The sequence below is a fragment of the Actinomadura sp. 7K507 genome (genome assembly GCF_004348425.1).
GTDB lineage: Bacteria > Actinomycetota > Actinomycetes > Streptosporangiales > Streptosporangiaceae > Spirillospora.
On record NZ_SMKK01000008.1, the window covers coordinates 21,419 to 38,404 of the forward strand.

The window sequence follows — 16,986 nt, forward strand, 5'->3', positions numbered from 1 at the left end:
GGCCCGCCTCGACCTCGGATCGGGAAGGATGAGGACCATGTGGATCGCTCCCGAACGCCGCAGCCTCGGCCGGTGGGCCGTACCCGGGCTCGTCCTGAGCGCCGGGCTGGTGGTCGGGGTCGTACTCGCCGCCGACGGGCGGTCCGGGACGGCCCTGGTCGCGCTCGCCGCGCTGGCCGGCTACGCGGCGTACCTGGCGTACCGGCGCAACGAGCCGGCGCTGCCGGTCAGCGAGGGCTTCGGGTCCGGCACCCGGGCCCGCGCGCACCTGCGGGCCGCCGCGATGACCGGCGACGTGCTGACCGTGGCGGTGGTCGGCGCGCTGATCGTGCAGTCGCTGCGCGGCGCCGACATCACCGCCTACGCGTGGCTCGCCGCCGTCGCGGGCGTGACCTACCTCCTGTCCGCGCTCGCCGGCCGCGGCCTCTGACCTGCGCGAACTGTGGGTTAACTTCTTCTGACGAATCCGGTTCCGCGGCCCGGCGGACGGCATGATGCGGTTGTGCCAGCCGTCGAAGTCCCAGACGCCCTCCTGCCGGCCCGGGCGGTGTTCCAGCCCGTCGTCGATCTCGGCAGCGGCACCGTCGTCGCCGTGGAGGCGCACGCGGCGCCGGCTGCCGGGTCCGCGCCGATGCGGTTCGATCCGGCCTCGGAGGACGTGCGCCGCGCCGTGGAGGCGGCCCGCGCCGCCGCCGGTCTCGGCACCCCGCTGCCGCTGCAGATCGGCCTGCGCGCCGAGACGCTCTCCGGCGGGGACGACCTGCTCGCCGAACTGCACCACGGCCTCTGCGAGACGGGGAGGCGCCCGCAGGAGATCATCCTCTGCGTCGCCGGCGGCTTCCCGCCCGCGCTGCGCCCGCCCGTCAGCACCGCGCTGGCGCGGCTCCGCCACACCGGCTACCTCGTCGGGCTCGCCGGCCTCGGCGCCGCGCACGCGCCGCTGGACCTGCTCGCGGACGGCGCGTCCTACCTGCTGAAGCTCGACCCGGAGCTGGTCCGCCGATCGGGGTCCGAGCCCCGCCGCGCGGCGCTGGTGGCGGGGCTCGTCGAGCTGGCGCACCGCCTGGAGACGCACGTCCTGGCGCCGCAGATGGCGACCCGCGAGCAGGTCCTGCACATGCGCGACGCCGGTGTGCGGCTCGTCCAGGGGCCCGTCCTGGCACCGCCCGGATGGCGGCCGGGGATGCCGGTCACCATCCCGGTCGCGGCCCGGGAGGAACCCGCGCGGGCCGACGCCGGCCTGGGGCCGCGGGTTTCGGAGTTCACGCTCCCGGCCGTGACGATGCCGCACACGGCGACCGCCGGGGAGGTGCTCGACGCGCTGAACGCGGAGGCCGGCATCACCAGCATCGTCCTCGTCGACGAGCGGCAGCGGCCCCGGTGCGCGGTGGACCGGACGCGTTTCCTGCTGAGGCTGTCCGGTGCCTATGGGCACGCCCTGCACGCTCGCAGGCCCGCGGTGCGGCTCGCCGACCCGCCGCGCCCGGTGCCGCGCACCGTCCCGGCCGTCGCCGCGCTGCGGGCCGCCGGGCGGGAGGACGAGCGCGTGTACGACGACCTGGTCGTGGTGGACGAGGTGGGCCGCTGCCTGGGCATCGTCCGGGTCGCCGACCTCATCCGCGGCCTGTCGCGCTGAGATCGTTCCTGCGGCGTCAGCCCGCCCCGGTCGGCCTTTCGGGCGCGGCGGGCGCCGAAAGCCCGGTTCCGGCCGTTTCCTGGGCGAGGATGGCCGCCTGGACGCGGCTGGCGAGCCCGAGCTTCCCCAGAATGCGGCTGACGTGCGTCTTGGTGGTCGTCTCGGCCATGTCGAGACGGGCCGCGATCTGGCCGTTGGACAGTCCCTCGCCGAGGCACCCGAACACCTCGCGCTCCCGCGGCGTCAGGTCGGCCAGCCCCGGCGGCTCCGCCGGGGCGGCCGGGGTGGACGAGAACGCCCCGATCAGCCGCCGGGTGACCTTCGGCGCGATGATCCCCTCCCCCGCCGCCACGGTCCGCACCGCCTCCACCAGCCGGTCGGCGTCGACGTCCTTGAGCAGGAACCCCGCGGCGCCCGCCCGCAGCGCCCCGAACACGTACTCGTCCATGTCGAACGTCGTCAGCACCAGCACGTCGGTGAGGCCCGCGATCTCCCGCGTCGCCGCGATGCCGTCCAGCCGGGGCATGCGGACGTCCATGAGCACCACGTCCGGGCGCAGCTCGCGGGCCATCTCCACCGCCTCCGCCCCGTCCGCGGCCTCACCGACCACCCGGACGTCCGGGGCGGCTCCGAGGATCAGCACGAGTCCCGCCCGCACCGCCGCCTGATCGTCGGCGACCAGCACATCGATCACGAGGCACGCTCCCCGGCCTGCTGCTCGACGGGCAGCTCGGCGTGCACGCGCCACCGGCCGCCGTCCGGTCCCGCGTCGAAGTCCCCGGCCAGCATGACCGCGCGCTCGCGCATCCCGACCAGCCCGCTGCCCGTGCCCGGCAGCCGCGCCCCGTCCCGCCCGAGCGGGCTCAGCACGTCGATCACCACGCGCCGCCGCGTGTACTCGACGCGGACCTCGGCGCGGCCCGGCCCGGCGTGCTTCAGCGCGTTGGTCAGCGACTCCTGGACGATCCGGTACGCGGCAAGCTCCACCGCCGCGGGCAGCTCGGGCGGCTCCCCCGCGATCTCCAGCCCCGCCGACAGGTCCGACCGCGAGGTGTGCCGGACGAGCGGCTCCAGCTCCGTCATCCGGGGCCGCGCCGCCGGGTCCGCGCCGTCCCCGTCCCGCAGCAGCCCGATCATCCTGCGCATCTCGGCCAGCCCCCGCACGCTGTTCTCCCGGATGACCTCCATGGACCGCTCGATCCCTTCCCGGTCCAGGTCGCGCACCTTCAGCACGGCCGTGGAGTGCAGGGCCACCGCGCTGAGATGGTTGGCGACCACGTCGTGCAGCTCACGCGCCATCCTGGCGCGCTCGGCGTTCACGGCGGCGAGCCGGTCCATCTCGGCGAGCCGCGCCACCTGCTCGGCGCGCTGCCGCTCCGCCTGCGCCCGGAACCGGTGCTCCCGGACGGCCATCGCCGTCAGCACCGGCGCCACCCACACCACCCCGCCGACCGAGCCGCCCAGCACGCCGACGGCGACCTCGCCCAGCGCGATCATCAAGCCGGCCGCCACCGCCAGCGAGGCCGTGAGCGTCGCCCCGAGCAGCCATTCCGCCGTCCGCCGCCGCCCGTACAGGCTCGCCGCGTACAGCGCGTCCCCGTAGATCATCGCGGTGGCGATGCTCGGGCCGAACACCACGTCGGCGACGTTGAACGGCGTCGCCAGGGCCAGTCCCGTGAGCGGCGCCGTCCGCCTCAGCAGCATCGCCGCGCACAGCCCGAGCAGCGGTACGAGCCGCACCCAGGCCGACGGGTCCCAGTCGCCCGACCACCGCGTGTAGCCGTGCACCGCGACCATCAGCAGGCCGCCGGCCAGCGCCGCCGCGGCGATCAGCGCGTCCTGCCTGGTGGTGAGATGCCGGAGCTTGTCCACCGCTCTATCTCAGCATCCCCGCCGCGATGCCTCGTCCCCCCGCGTGAGGACGTCGCCCTACATCGTTCGAACGACCCCCGAAACCTCACCCAGGACGACGATCTCCCGCCTGCGCGCACTCACCATGGAATCAGGCGAGAAGGGAAGTCCACGTGCTCATCGCGATCATCATCGGCTGCGAGATCGGCTTCTGGGTCGTCCTCGGGGCCGGTCTCCTGGCCCGCTACCCGCTGCGGATGCGGCGGACCGGCGCGGCGCTCCTGCTGTGCGTCCCGCTGGTCGACCTGGTCCTGCTGGCCGCCACGGCGATCGATCTGAACGGCGGCGCCACCGCCGGTACAGGCCACGGCCTGGCGGCCGCCTACATCGGCTACTCGATCGCGTTCGGCCACAGCATGGTCCGCTGGGCGGACGAGCGCTTCGCGCACCGCTTCGCCGGGGGCCCGCCGCCCCTGGGCAAGCCCAAGTACGGCTGGGCGCGCATCCGCTACGAATGGCGCGATTTCGGCAAGGCCGCCATAGCCACCGCCATCGCCTGCGGCCTCCTCCTCGCGATGATCGTCCTCGTCGGCGACACCGACCGCACCGAGGCCCTCTACACATGGCTCGGCCGCCTGGGCGTCGTCCTGGCGATCTGGTCCCTGTGGCCGATCACCCACACTCTCTGGCCCGCCAAGCCCAAGGAAACCGGGCCGGACGCTCCCCGGGAGCGCGCGGAGCACACCGGGCGGAACTGAGCGACCCATGCGAAGAGGCCGCGCCCCGGGGAGCTGCGGCCTCTTCGACTGGACGGTTCTCCAGGCCTGAAACGTCCTGCAGGCCTGAGAGGTTCTGCTGGCCTGAGAGATTCTGCAGGCAGGGTCAGATGTTGAAGCCGAGGGCGCGGAGCTGGTCGCGGCCGTCGTCGGTGATCTTGTCGGGGCCCCACGGGGGAAGCCAGACCCAGTTGATCTTGACGTCCTTGGCCAGGCCCTCCAGCGCGCTGTGCGTCTGGTCCTCGATCACGTCGGTGAGCGGGCAGGCGGCGCTGGTGAGCGTCATGTCGAGGGTGGCGACCTCGTCGGCGAGGTTGACGCCGTACACCAGGCCGAGATCGACGACGTTGATGCCGAGCTCGGGGTCGACGACGTCCTTGAGGGCCTCAAGGATCTCTTCCTCGGGGACGGTTCCGGTGGCTGACGCGCCGGTGTCGGGCGAGCCGGTGGCGGGCGGGCCGGTGGTGGGCGAGTCGGTCATGTTGCCTCTCCGAGTGCGCGGGCGGTCGCGTCCTTCCACGCCATCCAGGCGAGCAGGGCGCATTTGATCCTGGCGGGGTACTTGGAGACCCCGGCGAAGGCGATGGCGTCCTCCAGGAGATCCTCGTCGGGCTGGACGTCCTGGCCGCGCGACTGCATCAGCGACAGGAACTCCTCCCCGACGGCCATCGCCTCCTTGACGGACTTTCCGATGATCAGATCGGCCATCACCGAGGCGCTGGCCTGGCTGATCGAGCAGCCCATGGCGTCGTAGGAGACGTCGGCGACCGCGGCGTCCTGGCCCTCGCCGTTCAGGTGGACGCGCAGCGTCACCTCGTCACCGCAGGTCGGGTTGACGTGATGGGCCTCCCCATCGAACGGCTCCCGCAGCCCTTTGTGGAGGGGGTTGCGGTAATGGTCCAGGATGACCTCCTGGTACATCGCCTCCAGCTGCATGTCGTCCTTTCCAAGCCTTTCTCACTACAACCGGGCGCGGGCCCAGCGTTGTTCCTCTAGGTGGTGCCGAAGAACTTCTGGGCCTGCCTGACCCCGTCGGCGAGGGCGTCCACGTCGGCGAGGGTGTTGTAGAGGTAGAACGTCGCGCGGGTGGTCGCCGGGATGCCGAAGCGGCGGCAGATCGGCCACGCGCAGTGGTGGCCGACGCGGACCTCGACGCCGAGGTCGTCGAGGACCTGCCCGACGTCGTGCGGGTGGATGTCCTCGACGGTGAACGACACGGCGCCGCCGCGGGCCTCGGTGGTGCCGGGGCCGATGATCCGGACGCCGGGGATCTCGGTGAGCCGCTCCAGCGAGTACCCGACGAGGGCCTCCTCGTGGGCGTGCACGCGGTCCATGCCCAGGTCGGCGAGGTAGTCGCAGGCCGCGCCGAGCCCGATCGCCTGCGCGGTCATCGGGACGCCGGCCTCGAACCGCTGCGGCGGCGGCATGAACGTGCTGCCGTCCATGCGGACGATCTCGATCATGGATCCGCCGGTGATGAACGGAGGCATCGCCTCGAGCAGCTCGGTCCGCCCCCACAGGACGCCGATGCCGGTCGGGCCGAGCATCTTGTGGCCGGAGAACGCCAGGAAGTCGACACCGAGCGTGCTGACGTCCACCGGCTGGTGCGGAACCGACTGCGCCGCGTCCAGCAGGACCAGCGCGCCGACGGCGCGGGCGCGGTCCGCGATCCGCTGGATCGGCGGGACCGTTCCGAGCACGTTCGACTGGTGCGTCAGCGCGACGATCTTCGTGCGCTCGTTCACGAGGTCGTCCAGGTCCCCGAGGTCCAGGCGGCCGTCGTCGGTGATGCCGAACCAGCGCAGCGTCGCCCCGGTGCGCAGGCAGAGCTGCTGCCACGGGACGAGGTTGGCGTGGTGCTCCATCTCCGACACCACGACCTCGTCGCCGGGGCCGATCGCGAACCGCTCCGCCTCCGGGCCCGCGGTGGCGGCGTTGCTCATCGCGTACGCGACCAGGTTGATGCCCTCGGTGGCGTTCTTGGTGAACACGATCTCGCCGGGCGTCGCGCCGATGAACCGGGCGATCGACGCGCGGGCGTTCTCGTAGGCCTCCGTCGCCTCCTCGGCCAGCAGGTGCGCGCCCCGGTGCGGAGCCGCGTTGTGCCGCTCGTAGAACCGCCGCTCCGCGTCCAGCACCTGGACGGGCTTCTGCGACGTCGCGCCCGAGTCGAGGTAGACCAGGGGGCGCCCGCCGCGCACCGTGCGCTGCAGCAGCGGGAAGTCCTTCTTCAGCTCCTCCGGCAGCAGGCTCGCGCTCGCCTGCGCGGGGCCGGCCCCCCACGCCTCCCGGTTCGCCTCGCTCAGGCTCATAGGGAAGCGCCCGCCTTCGCGTACTTCTCGTAGCCCTCGTCCTCCAGCTCGTCGGCCAGCTCGGGCCCGCCCTCGGCGACGATGCGGCCGCCGGAGAAGACGTGCACGAAGTCGGGCTTCACGTAGCGCAGGATCCGGGTGTAGTGGGTGATGAGCAGGACCCCGGTGTCGCCGGACGCGAACCGGTTGACGCCCTCGGCGACGACCTTGAGCGCGTCGACGTCGAGGCCGGAGTCGGTCTCGTCCAGGACGGCGACCTTCGGCTGGAGCATCTCCAGCTGCAGGATCTCGTGCCGCTTCTTCTCACCGCCGGAGAAGCCCTCGTTCAGGCTGCGCTGCGCGAACGCGGGATCGATGGACAGGTTCTCCATCGCCTGCTTCATCTCCTTGGAGAACTCGCGGAGCTTCGGCGCCTCGCCGCGGACGGCGGTCACGGCCGAGCGCAGGAAGTTCGACACCGAGACGCCCGGCACCTCGACCGGGTACTGCATCGCGAGGAACAGCCCGGCGCGGGCCCGCTCGTCGACCGACATGGCGAGGACGTCCTCGCCGTCGAGCGTGACGGTCCCGGACGTGATGTCGTACTTGGGGTGCCCGGCGACCGCGTACGCCAGGGTGGACTTGCCGGAGCCGTTCGGCCCCATGATCGCGTGGGTCTCGCCGGCCTTCACGGTCAGGTCGACCCCGCGCAGGATCTCCTTCGCCCCGTCGGAACCGTCGCCGACGGAGACGTGGAGGTCGCGGATGTCTAGCGTGGCCATAATGCGTCGTAGTCCTTCGTCGTGGGGCCTAGTCGTCGGCGGAGAGCGACAGGTAGACGTCGCCGTCCTCGACCCTGACCTTGTAGGTGGCGACCGGCTGCGTGGCCGGCGGGTTGGTGGGCTTGCCGCTGCGCAGGTCGAAGCAGGACCCGTGCAGCCAGCACTCGATGGTGCCGTCGTAGACCTCTCCCTCGGAGAGGGAGACCTCGGCGTGCGAGCAGATGTCGTTGACGGCGTACACGTCGCCGCCGCTGCGCGCGATGGCGACGGGCGTGTCGTCGAGCTCCACGGCGATGGCCCCGTCGGCGGGGATGTCGTCCAGCGCGCACACCTTCGTGAAGGTCATCGCCGGGCTCCCTGGTCGAGCTCCTCCTCGATGGCCTCGGCGACCTTCTCGCGCACCTCGGCGACCTCGATGCTCTGGATCAGCTGCCCGAGGTAGCCGCGGACCACCATGCGGCGCGCCTCGTCGAAGGTGATGCCGCGCGCCTGGAGGTAGAACAGGTGCTCGTCGTCCAGCCGGCCGGACGCCGAAGCGTGCCCGGCGCCGGCGACCTCGCCGGTGAGGATCTCCAGGTTCGGCACGGAGTCGACCCGCGTCCCGTCGGTGAGGACGAGGTTGCGGTTCAGCTCGTAGGTGTCGGTGCCCTCGGCCTCCGCGCGGATGATCACGTCGCCGATCCAGACGGCGTGCGCGTCCTGGTCCTGCAGCGCGCCGCGGTAGTCGACGCGGCTGCGGCAGTGCGGGACGGCGTGGTCGACGAGGAGGCGGTGCTCCAGGTGCTGGCCGCCGTCGGCGAAGTACACCCCGTACAGTTCGGCGTCGCCGCCGGGCCCGTCGTAGGAGACCGACGGGGAGATCCGCACGACGTCGCCGCCGAGCGAGATGTTGTGCGAGACGAACCGGGCGTCGCGGCCCAGCCGGGCGTGCTGGTGCGAGACGTGGACGCTGCCGTCCGCCCAGTCCTGCAGGCTGATCACCGAGAGGCGGGCGCCGTCGCCGACGACGAACTCGACGTTGTCGGCGTAGACGGCCGGGCCGCGGTGCGCGAGCACGACGGTGGCCTCGGCGAACGGCTCGACCACGACCGTGGTGTGGCCGTAGGCGGCGCCGGACGCGTCCTCGCCGCGCACCCGCAGGACGGTCGGCGCGGACGCGACGGCCTCCTTCGGGACGGTCAGGACGGTGGCGTGCGTGAAGGAGCTCCACGCCTGCGCGCTGACCCGGTCGGCCGGCACGTAGGCCTTGCCGAGCCGGGGATCGTCGCGGCCGACGGTCTCGGCCGTCACCTCCGGCGCCGCCTCCACCTCGACCAGGACCTTGCCGTGGGCCTCGGCGGTGCCGTTGTGCAGGCCGCGGAGGCGGCGCAGCGGCGTGAACCGCCACTCCTCCTCGCGGCCCGTCGGCACCTCGAAGTCGCCGAGGTCGTAAGAGGCCCTGTCGTGCAGCGTCGAGAGAGGCCGCTGATCGGGCTGGGTGTCGAGCCCCATCAACCCACGGCTCCTTCCATCTGCAGCTCGATGAGCCGGTTCAGCTCAAGGGCGTACTCCATCGGGAGCTCGCGCGCGATGGGCTCGACGAACCCGCGCACGATCATCGCCATGGCCTCGTCCTCGGTGAGGCCGCGGCTCATCAGGTAGAACAGCTGCTGCTCCGACACCTTGGAGACGGTGGCCTCGTGGCCCATCTCCACGTCGTCCTCGCGGACGTCGACATAGGGGTAGGTGTCGGACCGGCTGATCTGGTCGACCAGCAGCGCGTCGCACTTGACGGTGGACTTGCTGCGCTCGGCGCCCTCCTGCACCTGCACCAGCCCCCGGTAGGACGTGCGGCCGCCGCCGCGCGCCACCGACTTGGAGATGATGCTGCTGGAGGTGTTCGGCGCGGCGTGCACCATCTTGGCGCCGGCGTCCTGGTGCTGGCCCTCGCCGGAGAACGCGATCGACAGGGTCTCGCCCTTGGCGTGCTCGCCGAGCAGGTAGACCGCCGGGTACTTCATGGTGACCTTGGAGCCGATGTTGCCGTCGACCCACTCCATGGTGGCGCCCTCGTAGGCGACGGCGCGCTTGGTCACCAGGTTGTAGACGTTGTTCGACCAGTTCTGGATCGTCGTGTAGCGGACGCGGGCGTCCTTCTTCACGACGATCTCCACGACGGCGGAGTGCAGCGAGTCCGACTTGTAGATCGGCGCGGTACAGCCCTCGACGTAGTGGACGTAGGAGCCCTCGTCCGCGATGATCAGCGTCCGCTCGAACTGGCCCATGTTCTCGGTGTTGATCCGGAAGTAGGCCTGGAGCGGGATCTCGACGTGCACGCCCGGCGGCACGTAGATGAACGAGCCGCCCGACCACACGGAGGTGTTGAGCGCGGCGAACTTGTTGTCGCCGACCGGGATCACCGACGCGAAGTACTCCTGGAACAGCTCCGGGTGCTCGCGCAGGCCGGTGTCGGTGTCGACGAAGATGACGCCCTTCTCCTCAAGGTCCTCGCGGATCTTGTGGTAGACGACCTCCGACTCGTACTGCGCGGCGACGCCGGCGACGAGGCGCTGCTTCTCCGCCTCCGGGATGCCGAGCTTGTCGTAGGTGTTCTTGATGTCCTCGGGCAGCTCCTCCCAGGACGTGGCCTGCTGCTCGGTGGAGCGCACGAAGTACTTGATGTTCTCGAAGTCGATGGTCGACAGGTCGGAACCCCAGGTGGGCATCGGCTTCTTGTCGAACAGCCGCAGCCCCTTGAGACGCAGGTCGAGCATCCAGTCGGGCTCGTCCTTCTTGCCTGAGATGTCGCGGACGACTTCCTCGTTCAGGCCGCGCCGCGCCGAGGCTCCGGCCTCGTCGGAGTCGGCCCAGCCGAACTTGTACCTGTCAAGCCCTTCAAGCTCAGGGTGGGCTGCAGTAGTCATAGGGAGGTCCCTCCGGACTCCTCGTCACTTATGGGTGCTCGTTCGGGGGACCGCTCCCCCGCGTCCCCTCCAGGGGTGACGCTCGCGGCGGGACCTTTCGCCTCACCCGTTCCGCCCGTCCCGGCCAGGGACCGGGAGCTGACGTGGGTGGTGCAGATCCCGTCGCCGTGCGCGATCGTGGCCAGCCGCTGGACGGGTGTGCCCAGCAGCCGACTGAACGCCTCGGTCTCGGCCTCGCACAGCTGCGGGAACTCCGCGGCGACGTGCGCGACCGGGCAGTGGTGCTGGCACAGCTGCTCGCCGCCGCCCGGCTGGGGCGCCTTGGCCGCGGCGGCCGCGTACCCGTCGCCCGACAGCGCCTCGGCGAGCGTGCGGACCCGCTGCTGGGGCGATGCGCCCTGCACGACGGGCCGGTAGCGCCGCTCCAGGTCGGCGATCTGCCGCCGGGCGAACTCGGCGACCGCGTGGTCGCCGGCCGTCTCGGCGAGGAACCGCAGTGCGCTGGTCGCCAGGTCGTCGTAGGCGTGCACGAAGGCGCTGCGCCCGGCGTCGGTGATGGCGAACCACTTGGCGGGACGCCCCCGGCCGCGCCGGGCCTGCGTCGCCCGCGCCTTGCGGACCTCGATCATGCCCTCGGCCAGCAGGGCGTCCAGGTGCCGGCGGATCGCGGCCGGCGTGAGGCCGACGCGCTCCCCCAGCGTGGACGCCGTGACGGGGCCGTGCTCGAGGATCAGCCGGGCCACCCGCGCGCGCGTGTCGCGCTCGGTGCCGACTCCGGCCCCGAGTGATCCGCCCACACCGGCGTGACCAGGCGAGGACGGCATACCGGAAGGCCGCGCGGCGGCGGCCCGGGCATGCGTCTGATCCTCGCTCACGTATTTCACAACATCAGTGTGCCGTAATTCCTTCCTTCGAAACACCGGATTCCCGATGTCGTAGCTCACGCAGGTAAGCCTTACCTAACCTGGGCTTTCTCGCCCGGTGCGCTATCCCCGTGCCCCCGTCCGCGCGCCCGTCCGGGCACCCGCTCCGCGCGGCAGGACCAGTACGGGGCACGGCGCGGCCCGGACGATCTTGCCGGAGCTCTCCCCGAGGAAGACCTTACGCAGCGGCCCGTGATGGCCGGACTGGCAGACCAGCACCTCGCCCGGGAGCATACCGACAGTGCCGAGGGCCTTGGCGACGCCGGTCCCGACCGCCGTCAGCCGCTCCACCGGCGGCCCGCCGCCGACGAGCCCCGCGGCGTGGCGGAGGTCCTCGTCGGCCTGGGCCACCTGGCGTTCCAGCACGCCGCCCGCGGTGGCGAACTTCGCCGCGAGCCCGGACGGCCTCAGCACCAGCGTGACCAGGCGCATCGGCGTGCCCAGCCATCCGGCGAACCCGGCGGCCGCGCGCAGCGGCTCGTCGGCGTCACGGCGCCGCCAGTACGCGACGGTCATCCGCTCCAGTTCGTCCGGCGCGCCGGCGGCGAAGCCGCGCGGGGCGAGCAGGACCGGGACCGGCGAGCCGTGCAGGAGCTGGTCGGCGGTGCTGCCGATGGCGACGCGGCCGCGCCGCCCGCGCGGCGCCGACCCGATCACGACGAGCGCCGCGCCGACGTCCCCGGCGACCTCGATGAGCCCGCGTCCACTGCCCCGGTGCGCGTGGGCGCGCACGGCGACGCCCTGCTCCGGGACCCCCAGCTCGCCGAGCCGCGCCCTGGCCCGCGCGAGGGCCTCGTCCGACTGCCCCTTGAGAAAGGCGACCCATTCGGCGTCCACCTTGCCGGGGCCGCGCACGGGCCAGGGGGACGGATGGACGTGCGCCACGGTCAGCGGCGCGCCCGCCGCCTCCGCGGCCAGCGCGGCCAGGGCGAGGGCGTCCTCGCCGCGTTCGTCGGGCGAGTACCCGGCCAGGACCCGCGGGACGCCCTTCCCGCTCATGGCGGCCTCCCTCCCCCAGAGCCGGACGCCAGGCGCGAACGGCGGCGCCCGTAGAGGAAGTACGCCGCCAGCCCGACGAGGATCCACAGCAGGAACACCGTCCAGGTCGCGCCGCCGAGCCCGACCATCAGGTACACGCACAGCGCGACGCCGAGCAGCGGCGTCACCGGGAAGAACGGGGCACGGAAGCTGCGCGGCAGGTCCGGCCGGGTGCGGCGCAGGACGATGACGCCGACGCTGACCAGCGCGAAAGCGAACAGCGTCCCGATGCTCGTGGCGTCCACCAGCCGGCCGAGCGGGATCACCGCGGCGAGGATCCCGATGAACAGCGCGACGATGACCGTGTTGGCGACCGGCACCCGGCGTCCCGGGCTCACCTTCTGGAAGACCCGCGGGACCAGCCCGTCCCGCGACATCGCGAACAGGATGCGGGTCTGCCCGTACATGACGGTGAGCACGACGCTGGTGATGGCGATCACCGCGCCGAGCGACAGGATCATCGACGGCCAGGTCCGCCCGGTGGCGGCGTCCAGCACGTGCGCCAGCGACGCCTCGGTGCCGCTCAGCTCGAACTGCTCCCAGTGCATCGCGGCGACCGCGGCCAGGGCGACCAGCACGTAGACGACCGTCACGATGACCAGCGAGAAGACGATCGCGAGCGGCAGGTCGCGGCGCGGGTTCCTGGCCTCCTCGCCGGCCGTGGAGGCGGCGTCGAAGCCGATGTAGGAGAAGAAGACCTTGGATCCCGCCGCGCTGAGCCCGGCCCAGCCCATCGGCGCGAACGAGCCGAGGTTCCGCGACCGGAACGCGGTGAACGCGACCGCGCAGAAGAACAGCAGGACGCCGATCTTCAGGAACACCATGACCGTGTTGGCGGCGGCGCTCTCGGACGCGCCGCGCAGCAGCAGGAGCGTCGCGAACGCGACCACGATCACGGCCGGGATGTTCACGATCCCCCCTTCGCCGGGCGGGCTGCTGATCTCGTCCGGGATCGTGAAGCCGAACGCGGCGTCGAAAAACGCGTTCAGGTAGGAGCCCCAGCCGACCGCGACGGCCGACACCGACACGGCGTACTCCAGCAGCAGGCACCAGCCGCAGACCCACGCGACAAGCTCGCCGAGCGTCGCGTAGGCGTAGGAGTACGAGGAGCCGGACACGGGGATCGTCCCGGCCAGCTCCGCGTACGACAGGGCCGAGAACAGCGCGGTCACGGCGGCCAGCACGAACGACAGCACGACCGCCGGGCCGGCCAGCGGCACCGCCTCGCCGAGCACCACGAAGATGCCGGTGCCGAGGGTGGCGCCGACGCTGAGGAAGGTGAGCTGCAGCAGGCTCATCGACCGCTTCAGCTCGCCGCCCTCGCCCGCCCCGCTCTCGCCGACGATCCGGTCGACCGGCTTGGTCCGCAGCAGGCTGCGCGCGAAGGAGGCGGAGGTCCCGGAGGCCCCGGCGGTCACAACGTGCTCGCCAGCGGCCACGTCGCGTTGGGGGTCACGATCGTTCCGGCCGTCCCCGCGAGGATCTCCACGCACTGGTCGAGGAGCCCGATCGCGGCCATGTCGCCCGTCCGCTCGACGAAGCTCGCGGCGGCCTCGGCCTTGGGGCCCATCGACCCGGCGGGGAAGTCCTCGTCCCGCAGCTCGTGCGGGGTCGTGTGGGTGATGGCCTCCTGCTCCGGGGTGCCGAAGTTCCGCATCACGTGCGGCACGTCGGTCAGGATCAGCAGCGCGTCCGCGTCCATGCTCTCGGCCAGGACGGACGCGGTGAGGTCCTTGTCGATCACCGCCTCGACGCCCTCCAGCCGCCCGACGTCGTTGCGGAACACCGGGATGCCGCCGCCGCCCGCGCAGACCACGACCGTCCCGAGCCGCACCAGCTCCCTGATCAGCCGGGTCTCGATCACCCGCTGCGGCCGCGGGGACGGGACCACGCGGCGCCACAGCTCCCCGTCCTGCCGGACCGTCCACCCGTACTCGGCCGCGAGCTTGTCGGCCTCGTCCCGCTCGTACACCTGCCCGACGAACTTGGACGGGTCGCCGAACGCCGGGTCCACCGCCGACACCAGCGTCTGGTTGATCATCGCCATCACCTGGCGGCCGGGCAGCGCGTTCTGCAGCGCCTGCAGCATCCAGTAGCCGATCATGCCCTGGGTCTCGGCGCCGATCGTGTCCAGCGGGTACGGCCGGGTCAGGTTCGGGTCGTTGACGCTCTCCAGCGACAGGACCCCGACCTGCGGCCCGTTCCCGTGCGTGATGATCAGCTCGTGCTTCTCGGCGAGCGGCGCCAGCGACCGCACGGCCCGGACGACGTTCTCGCGCTGCGGCCCGGCGTCGGGGATCTCACCCCGCCTGACCAGCGCGTTTCCTCCAAGCGCTACGACAACGCGCACGTTTCCTCCCCCAAGGACCGCGGCGGTCAGGCGTCCCGTTCGATCGGGCAGCTCATGCAGCGCGGGCCGCCGCGTCCCCTGCCCAGTTCGCTGCCGCGGATGGTGATGACGTCGATCCCGTTCGCGCTCAGATGGTTGTTGCTCGTCGCGTTGCGCTCGTAGGCGACGACCACGCCGGGCGAGACGGCCAGGACGTTGTTGCCGTCGTCCCACTGCTCGCGCTCGGCGGCGAACACGTCCTGCGCCGGGGTGAGCACCTTGACGTCGTCCAGGCCGAGCGCGGCGGCGATCGCCCGGTACATGTCCCTCGGGGGGTGATCGGTGATCTTCAGTTCCTTCTCGGTGTCGCCCGGCTCGACGGTGTGCGACGCCAGCATCCCCATCCCGGCGTAGGTGGTGAACACGCCGTGGTCGACCATCGTCATCACGGTGTCCAGATGCATGAACGCCCGCTTCTGCGGCATCCGCAGCGCGACGATCCTGGAGCACGCGCCGGCGGCGAACAGCGACTGCGCGAGCATCTCGACCGCCTGCGGCTGCGTCCGCTCGCTCATCCCGACCAGGACCGCGCCGCCGCCGAGGACCAGGACGTCGCCGCCCTCAAGCGTCGCCGGGGCCATCGCCGTGCCCCGGTTCCACACGTGGAAACCGCCCGCCGCGGGGGCGTCGTAGCCGTCCGCGAACATCGGGTGCCACCGGTAGACCGCCTCCATGTTCACCGTCTCGCGCATCCGCGCCTTCATGCGCATGGTGTTGATCGAGACGCCGCCGTAGATCCAGCAGGATGGGTCCCGGGTGAACAGGTGGTTGGGCAGCGGCGGCAGGATGAACCCGTCGGGCTCGATCGAGTGGAACGCGATCGACGCCGGCTCGGGCATCCGCTCCAGCATCTCCCGCTTGGTGATCCCGCCGATCAGGAACGAGGCCAGGTCCCCCAGGTCCATGGAGTCGAAGCAGTTGCGGATCGCGTCGGTGGCGAGCGGGCCGAACCAGTGCGGGTCGACCACCGCGTCGAGGATGTGCTTGCGGGCCTCGGGTATCCCGATCGTCTCGCGCAGCAGGTCGAGCAGGAGGTAGGTCCGCACGCCCTGCGAGCGCAGCACGTCCTCGAACTCCTCGTGCTCCTCCACGGCCCGCCTGACCCACGGCACGTCGTCGAACAGCAGGCCCCGGGCGTTGGACGGGGTGAGCCGCTTCAGCGACAGCTCCGGCCGGTGCAGCAGCACGCTGCGCAGCCGCCCGGTCTCCGAACCGACGTGAAACGCCATCCCCCACCTCCTCGGGGCGCGGCCACGGTGCCGCACAGCCCCAGGTCGCCGGGGACGGCCCGGCGACAGGCGGTGAATTCCCCCGGGTCCGGCGGGCGAAACTAGATCGACTTCGACCCCGGGGCTTTACCCGGACTTCACGCGGCGCACCGGCGGGACCCGGGGCAGGGCGGTCGCGCCCGAGATCTAAACTCGTCGGCATGACACCCCCCGGAGACGGCGCCGTCGAGCTGGACACGCTCGTCAAGCGCTACGGCGCGGCCGGCCAGGAGCGGCGGGCCGTGGACGGCCTGTCGCTCACCGCCGCCCGGGGCGCCGTCACCGCGCTGCTCGGCCCCAACGGCGCGGGCAAGACCACGACGATCGAGATCTGCGAGGGATTCCGGCGCGCCGACTCCGGCACCGTCCGCGTCCTCGGCCTCGACCCGGCCGCGGACGGGCGGGCGCTGAAGCCCAGGGTCGGCGTCATGCCGCAGTCCGGCGGCGTGCCGGGGACGGCCCGCGCCGGCGAGTTCCTCGGGCTCGTCGCCTCGTTCCACGCGACGCCGCTCGACCCGGCCGCCCTGCTGGCGCGGCTCGGCCTCACCGAGCACGCCCGCACCCCCTACCGGCGCATGTCGGGCGGGCAGCAGCAGCGGCTCTCGCTGGCCGTCGCCGTCGTCGGGCGCCCCGAGCTGGTCTTCCTCGACGAGCCCACCACCGGGCTCGACCCCCAGGCCAGGCACGCCACCTGGGAACTGATCGGCGAACTGCGCGCCGCGGGGGTCTCTGTGGTCCTCACCACGCACAACATGGAGGAGGCCGAGCGCCTCTCCGACCACGTCGTCATCGTCGACCACGGCAGGGTCGTCGCCGAGGGCGCGCCCGAGGAGCTCACCGGCGCCGAGCGGCAGCTCCGCTTCCGCGCCCGTCCCGGCCTGGGCCTGGAGGAGCTGCTGTCGGCGCTGCCGGCCGGCTGCGCCGCCAAGGAGTCGCCCGCCGGGCACTACCTCATCGAGGCGGACGTGCGGCCCGAACTGCTGGCCACCGTCACCGCCTGGTGCGCCTCGCACGGCGTCATGACCGAGGACCTGCGGATCGAGCGCCGCACCCTGGAGGACGTCTTCCTCGAGCTGACCGGACGGGAGCTGCGCCCGTGACCGCACCGCTCGACCTCACCCCGGCTCCG

General features: G+C 72.3%; 18 protein-coding genes. 4 read left to right on the plus strand and 14 right to left on the minus strand.

Annotated elements, in window-relative coordinates:
• The first annotated feature begins 37 nt into the window (after positions 1-37).
• Positions 38-430 carry an ABC transporter permease gene (locus E1285_RS03265; protein WP_132147859.1) on the plus strand — a complete coding sequence of 131 codons (393 nt, stop codon included), beginning with the start codon at positions 38-40 and terminating at the stop codon, positions 428-430.
• A gap of 72 nt (positions 431-502) precedes the next feature.
• Positions 503-1,636: an EAL domain-containing protein gene (locus tag E1285_RS03270; RefSeq protein ID WP_243722511.1), complete on the plus strand. Its 1,134-nt coding sequence runs from the start codon at positions 503-505 to the stop codon at positions 1,634-1,636.
• A 16-nt stretch (positions 1,637-1,652) separates the two neighbouring features.
• Here the strand turns inward: E1285_RS03270 and E1285_RS03275 are convergent, their stop codons facing one another.
• The gene (locus E1285_RS03275) at positions 1,653-2,330 is read right to left on the minus strand and encodes a response regulator transcription factor (RefSeq protein ID WP_132147861.1); all 678 of its coding nucleotides are present in this window, start codon (positions 2,328-2,330) and stop codon (positions 1,653-1,655) included.
• Positions 2,327-3,508 carry a histidine kinase gene (locus E1285_RS03280; RefSeq protein WP_243722512.1) on the minus strand — a complete coding sequence of 394 codons (1,182 nt, stop codon included), beginning with the start codon at positions 3,506-3,508 and terminating at the stop codon, positions 2,327-2,329. The genes E1285_RS03275 and E1285_RS03280 overlap by 4 nt, the downstream gene beginning before the upstream one ends.
• A 152-nt stretch (positions 3,509-3,660) precedes the next feature.
• Here E1285_RS03280 and E1285_RS03285 point away from each other — a divergent pair, with 152 nt between their 5' ends.
• Positions 3,661-4,245, plus strand: a complete 585-nt coding sequence (locus E1285_RS03285) for a hypothetical protein (protein ID WP_132147863.1) — start codon at positions 3,661-3,663, stop codon at positions 4,243-4,245.
• Between the two features lie 124 nt (positions 4,246-4,369).
• Here the strand turns inward: E1285_RS03285 and E1285_RS03290 are convergent, their stop codons facing one another.
• The 12 genes from E1285_RS03290 to E1285_RS03345 all read right to left on the minus strand — a co-directional run bounded on the left by E1285_RS03290 (position 4,370) and on the right by E1285_RS03345 (position 15,818).
• The gene (locus E1285_RS03290) at positions 4,370-4,744 is read right to left on the minus strand and encodes a metal-sulfur cluster assembly factor (protein ID WP_132147865.1); all 375 of its coding nucleotides are present in this window, start codon (positions 4,742-4,744) and stop codon (positions 4,370-4,372) included.
• Positions 4,741-5,199, minus strand: a complete 459-nt coding sequence (gene sufU, locus E1285_RS03295) for a Fe-S cluster assembly sulfur transfer protein SufU (protein ID WP_132147867.1) — start codon at positions 5,197-5,199, stop codon at positions 4,741-4,743. Before sufU ends, E1285_RS03290 begins: the two co-directional genes overlap by 4 nt.
• A gap of 56 nt (positions 5,200-5,255) precedes the next feature.
• The gene (locus E1285_RS03300) at positions 5,256-6,575 is read right to left on the minus strand and encodes a cysteine desulfurase (RefSeq protein ID WP_132147869.1); all 1,320 of its coding nucleotides are present in this window, start codon (positions 6,573-6,575) and stop codon (positions 5,256-5,258) included.
• Complete coding sequence (gene sufC, locus E1285_RS03305) at positions 6,572-7,336, minus strand: Fe-S cluster assembly ATPase SufC (protein WP_132147871.1); 765 nt, start codon at positions 7,334-7,336, stop codon at positions 6,572-6,574. The genes E1285_RS03300 and sufC overlap by 4 nt, the downstream gene beginning before the upstream one ends.
• Positions 7,337-7,364: 28 nt before the next feature.
• Positions 7,365-7,682, minus strand: coding sequence for a non-heme iron oxygenase ferredoxin subunit (locus E1285_RS03310; RefSeq protein WP_132147873.1), 318 nt, complete (start codon positions 7,680-7,682; stop codon positions 7,365-7,367).
• On the minus strand, positions 7,679-8,827 hold the full coding sequence (gene sufD / locus E1285_RS03315; RefSeq protein WP_132147875.1) for a Fe-S cluster assembly protein SufD: 1,149 nt from the start codon (positions 8,825-8,827) through the stop codon (positions 7,679-7,681). Before sufD ends, E1285_RS03310 begins: the two co-directional genes overlap by 4 nt.
• Positions 8,827-10,239, minus strand: a complete 1,413-nt coding sequence (sufB, locus tag E1285_RS03320; RefSeq protein ID WP_132147876.1) for a Fe-S cluster assembly protein SufB — start codon at positions 10,237-10,239, stop codon at positions 8,827-8,829. The genes sufD and sufB overlap by 1 nt, the downstream gene beginning before the upstream one ends.
• Positions 10,236-11,114, minus strand: a complete 879-nt coding sequence (locus E1285_RS03325) for a metalloregulator ArsR/SmtB family transcription factor (protein WP_243722514.1) — start codon at positions 11,112-11,114, stop codon at positions 10,236-10,238. Before E1285_RS03325 ends, sufB begins: the two co-directional genes overlap by 4 nt.
• A 111-nt stretch (positions 11,115-11,225) precedes the next feature.
• Positions 11,226-12,161 (minus strand): universal stress protein, encoded by a 936-nt coding sequence (locus tag E1285_RS03330; protein ID WP_132147878.1) that lies wholly within the window; start codon positions 12,159-12,161, stop codon positions 11,226-11,228.
• Positions 12,158-13,618 carry an amino acid permease gene (locus E1285_RS03335; protein ID WP_207946374.1) on the minus strand — a complete coding sequence of 487 codons (1,461 nt, stop codon included), beginning with the start codon at positions 13,616-13,618 and terminating at the stop codon, positions 12,158-12,160. The genes E1285_RS03330 and E1285_RS03335 overlap by 4 nt, the downstream gene beginning before the upstream one ends.
• Positions 13,615-14,550, minus strand: a complete 936-nt coding sequence (gene arcC / locus E1285_RS03340; RefSeq protein WP_132147880.1) for a carbamate kinase — start codon at positions 14,548-14,550, stop codon at positions 13,615-13,617. The genes E1285_RS03335 and arcC overlap by 4 nt, the downstream gene beginning before the upstream one ends.
• Positions 14,551-14,576: 26 nt before the next feature.
• A complete protein-coding gene (locus tag E1285_RS03345; RefSeq protein ID WP_132147882.1) occupies positions 14,577-15,818 on the minus strand; it encodes an arginine deiminase in 1,242 nt (413 codons plus the stop codon).
• A 200-nt stretch (positions 15,819-16,018) separates the two neighbouring features.
• Here E1285_RS03345 and E1285_RS03350 point away from each other — a divergent pair, with 200 nt between their 5' ends.
• Entirely contained in the window at positions 16,019-16,957 is a 939-nt protein-coding gene (locus E1285_RS03350; RefSeq protein WP_132147884.1) for an ABC transporter ATP-binding protein, read from the plus strand.
• The last annotated feature ends 29 nt before the right edge of the window (positions 16,958-16,986 follow it).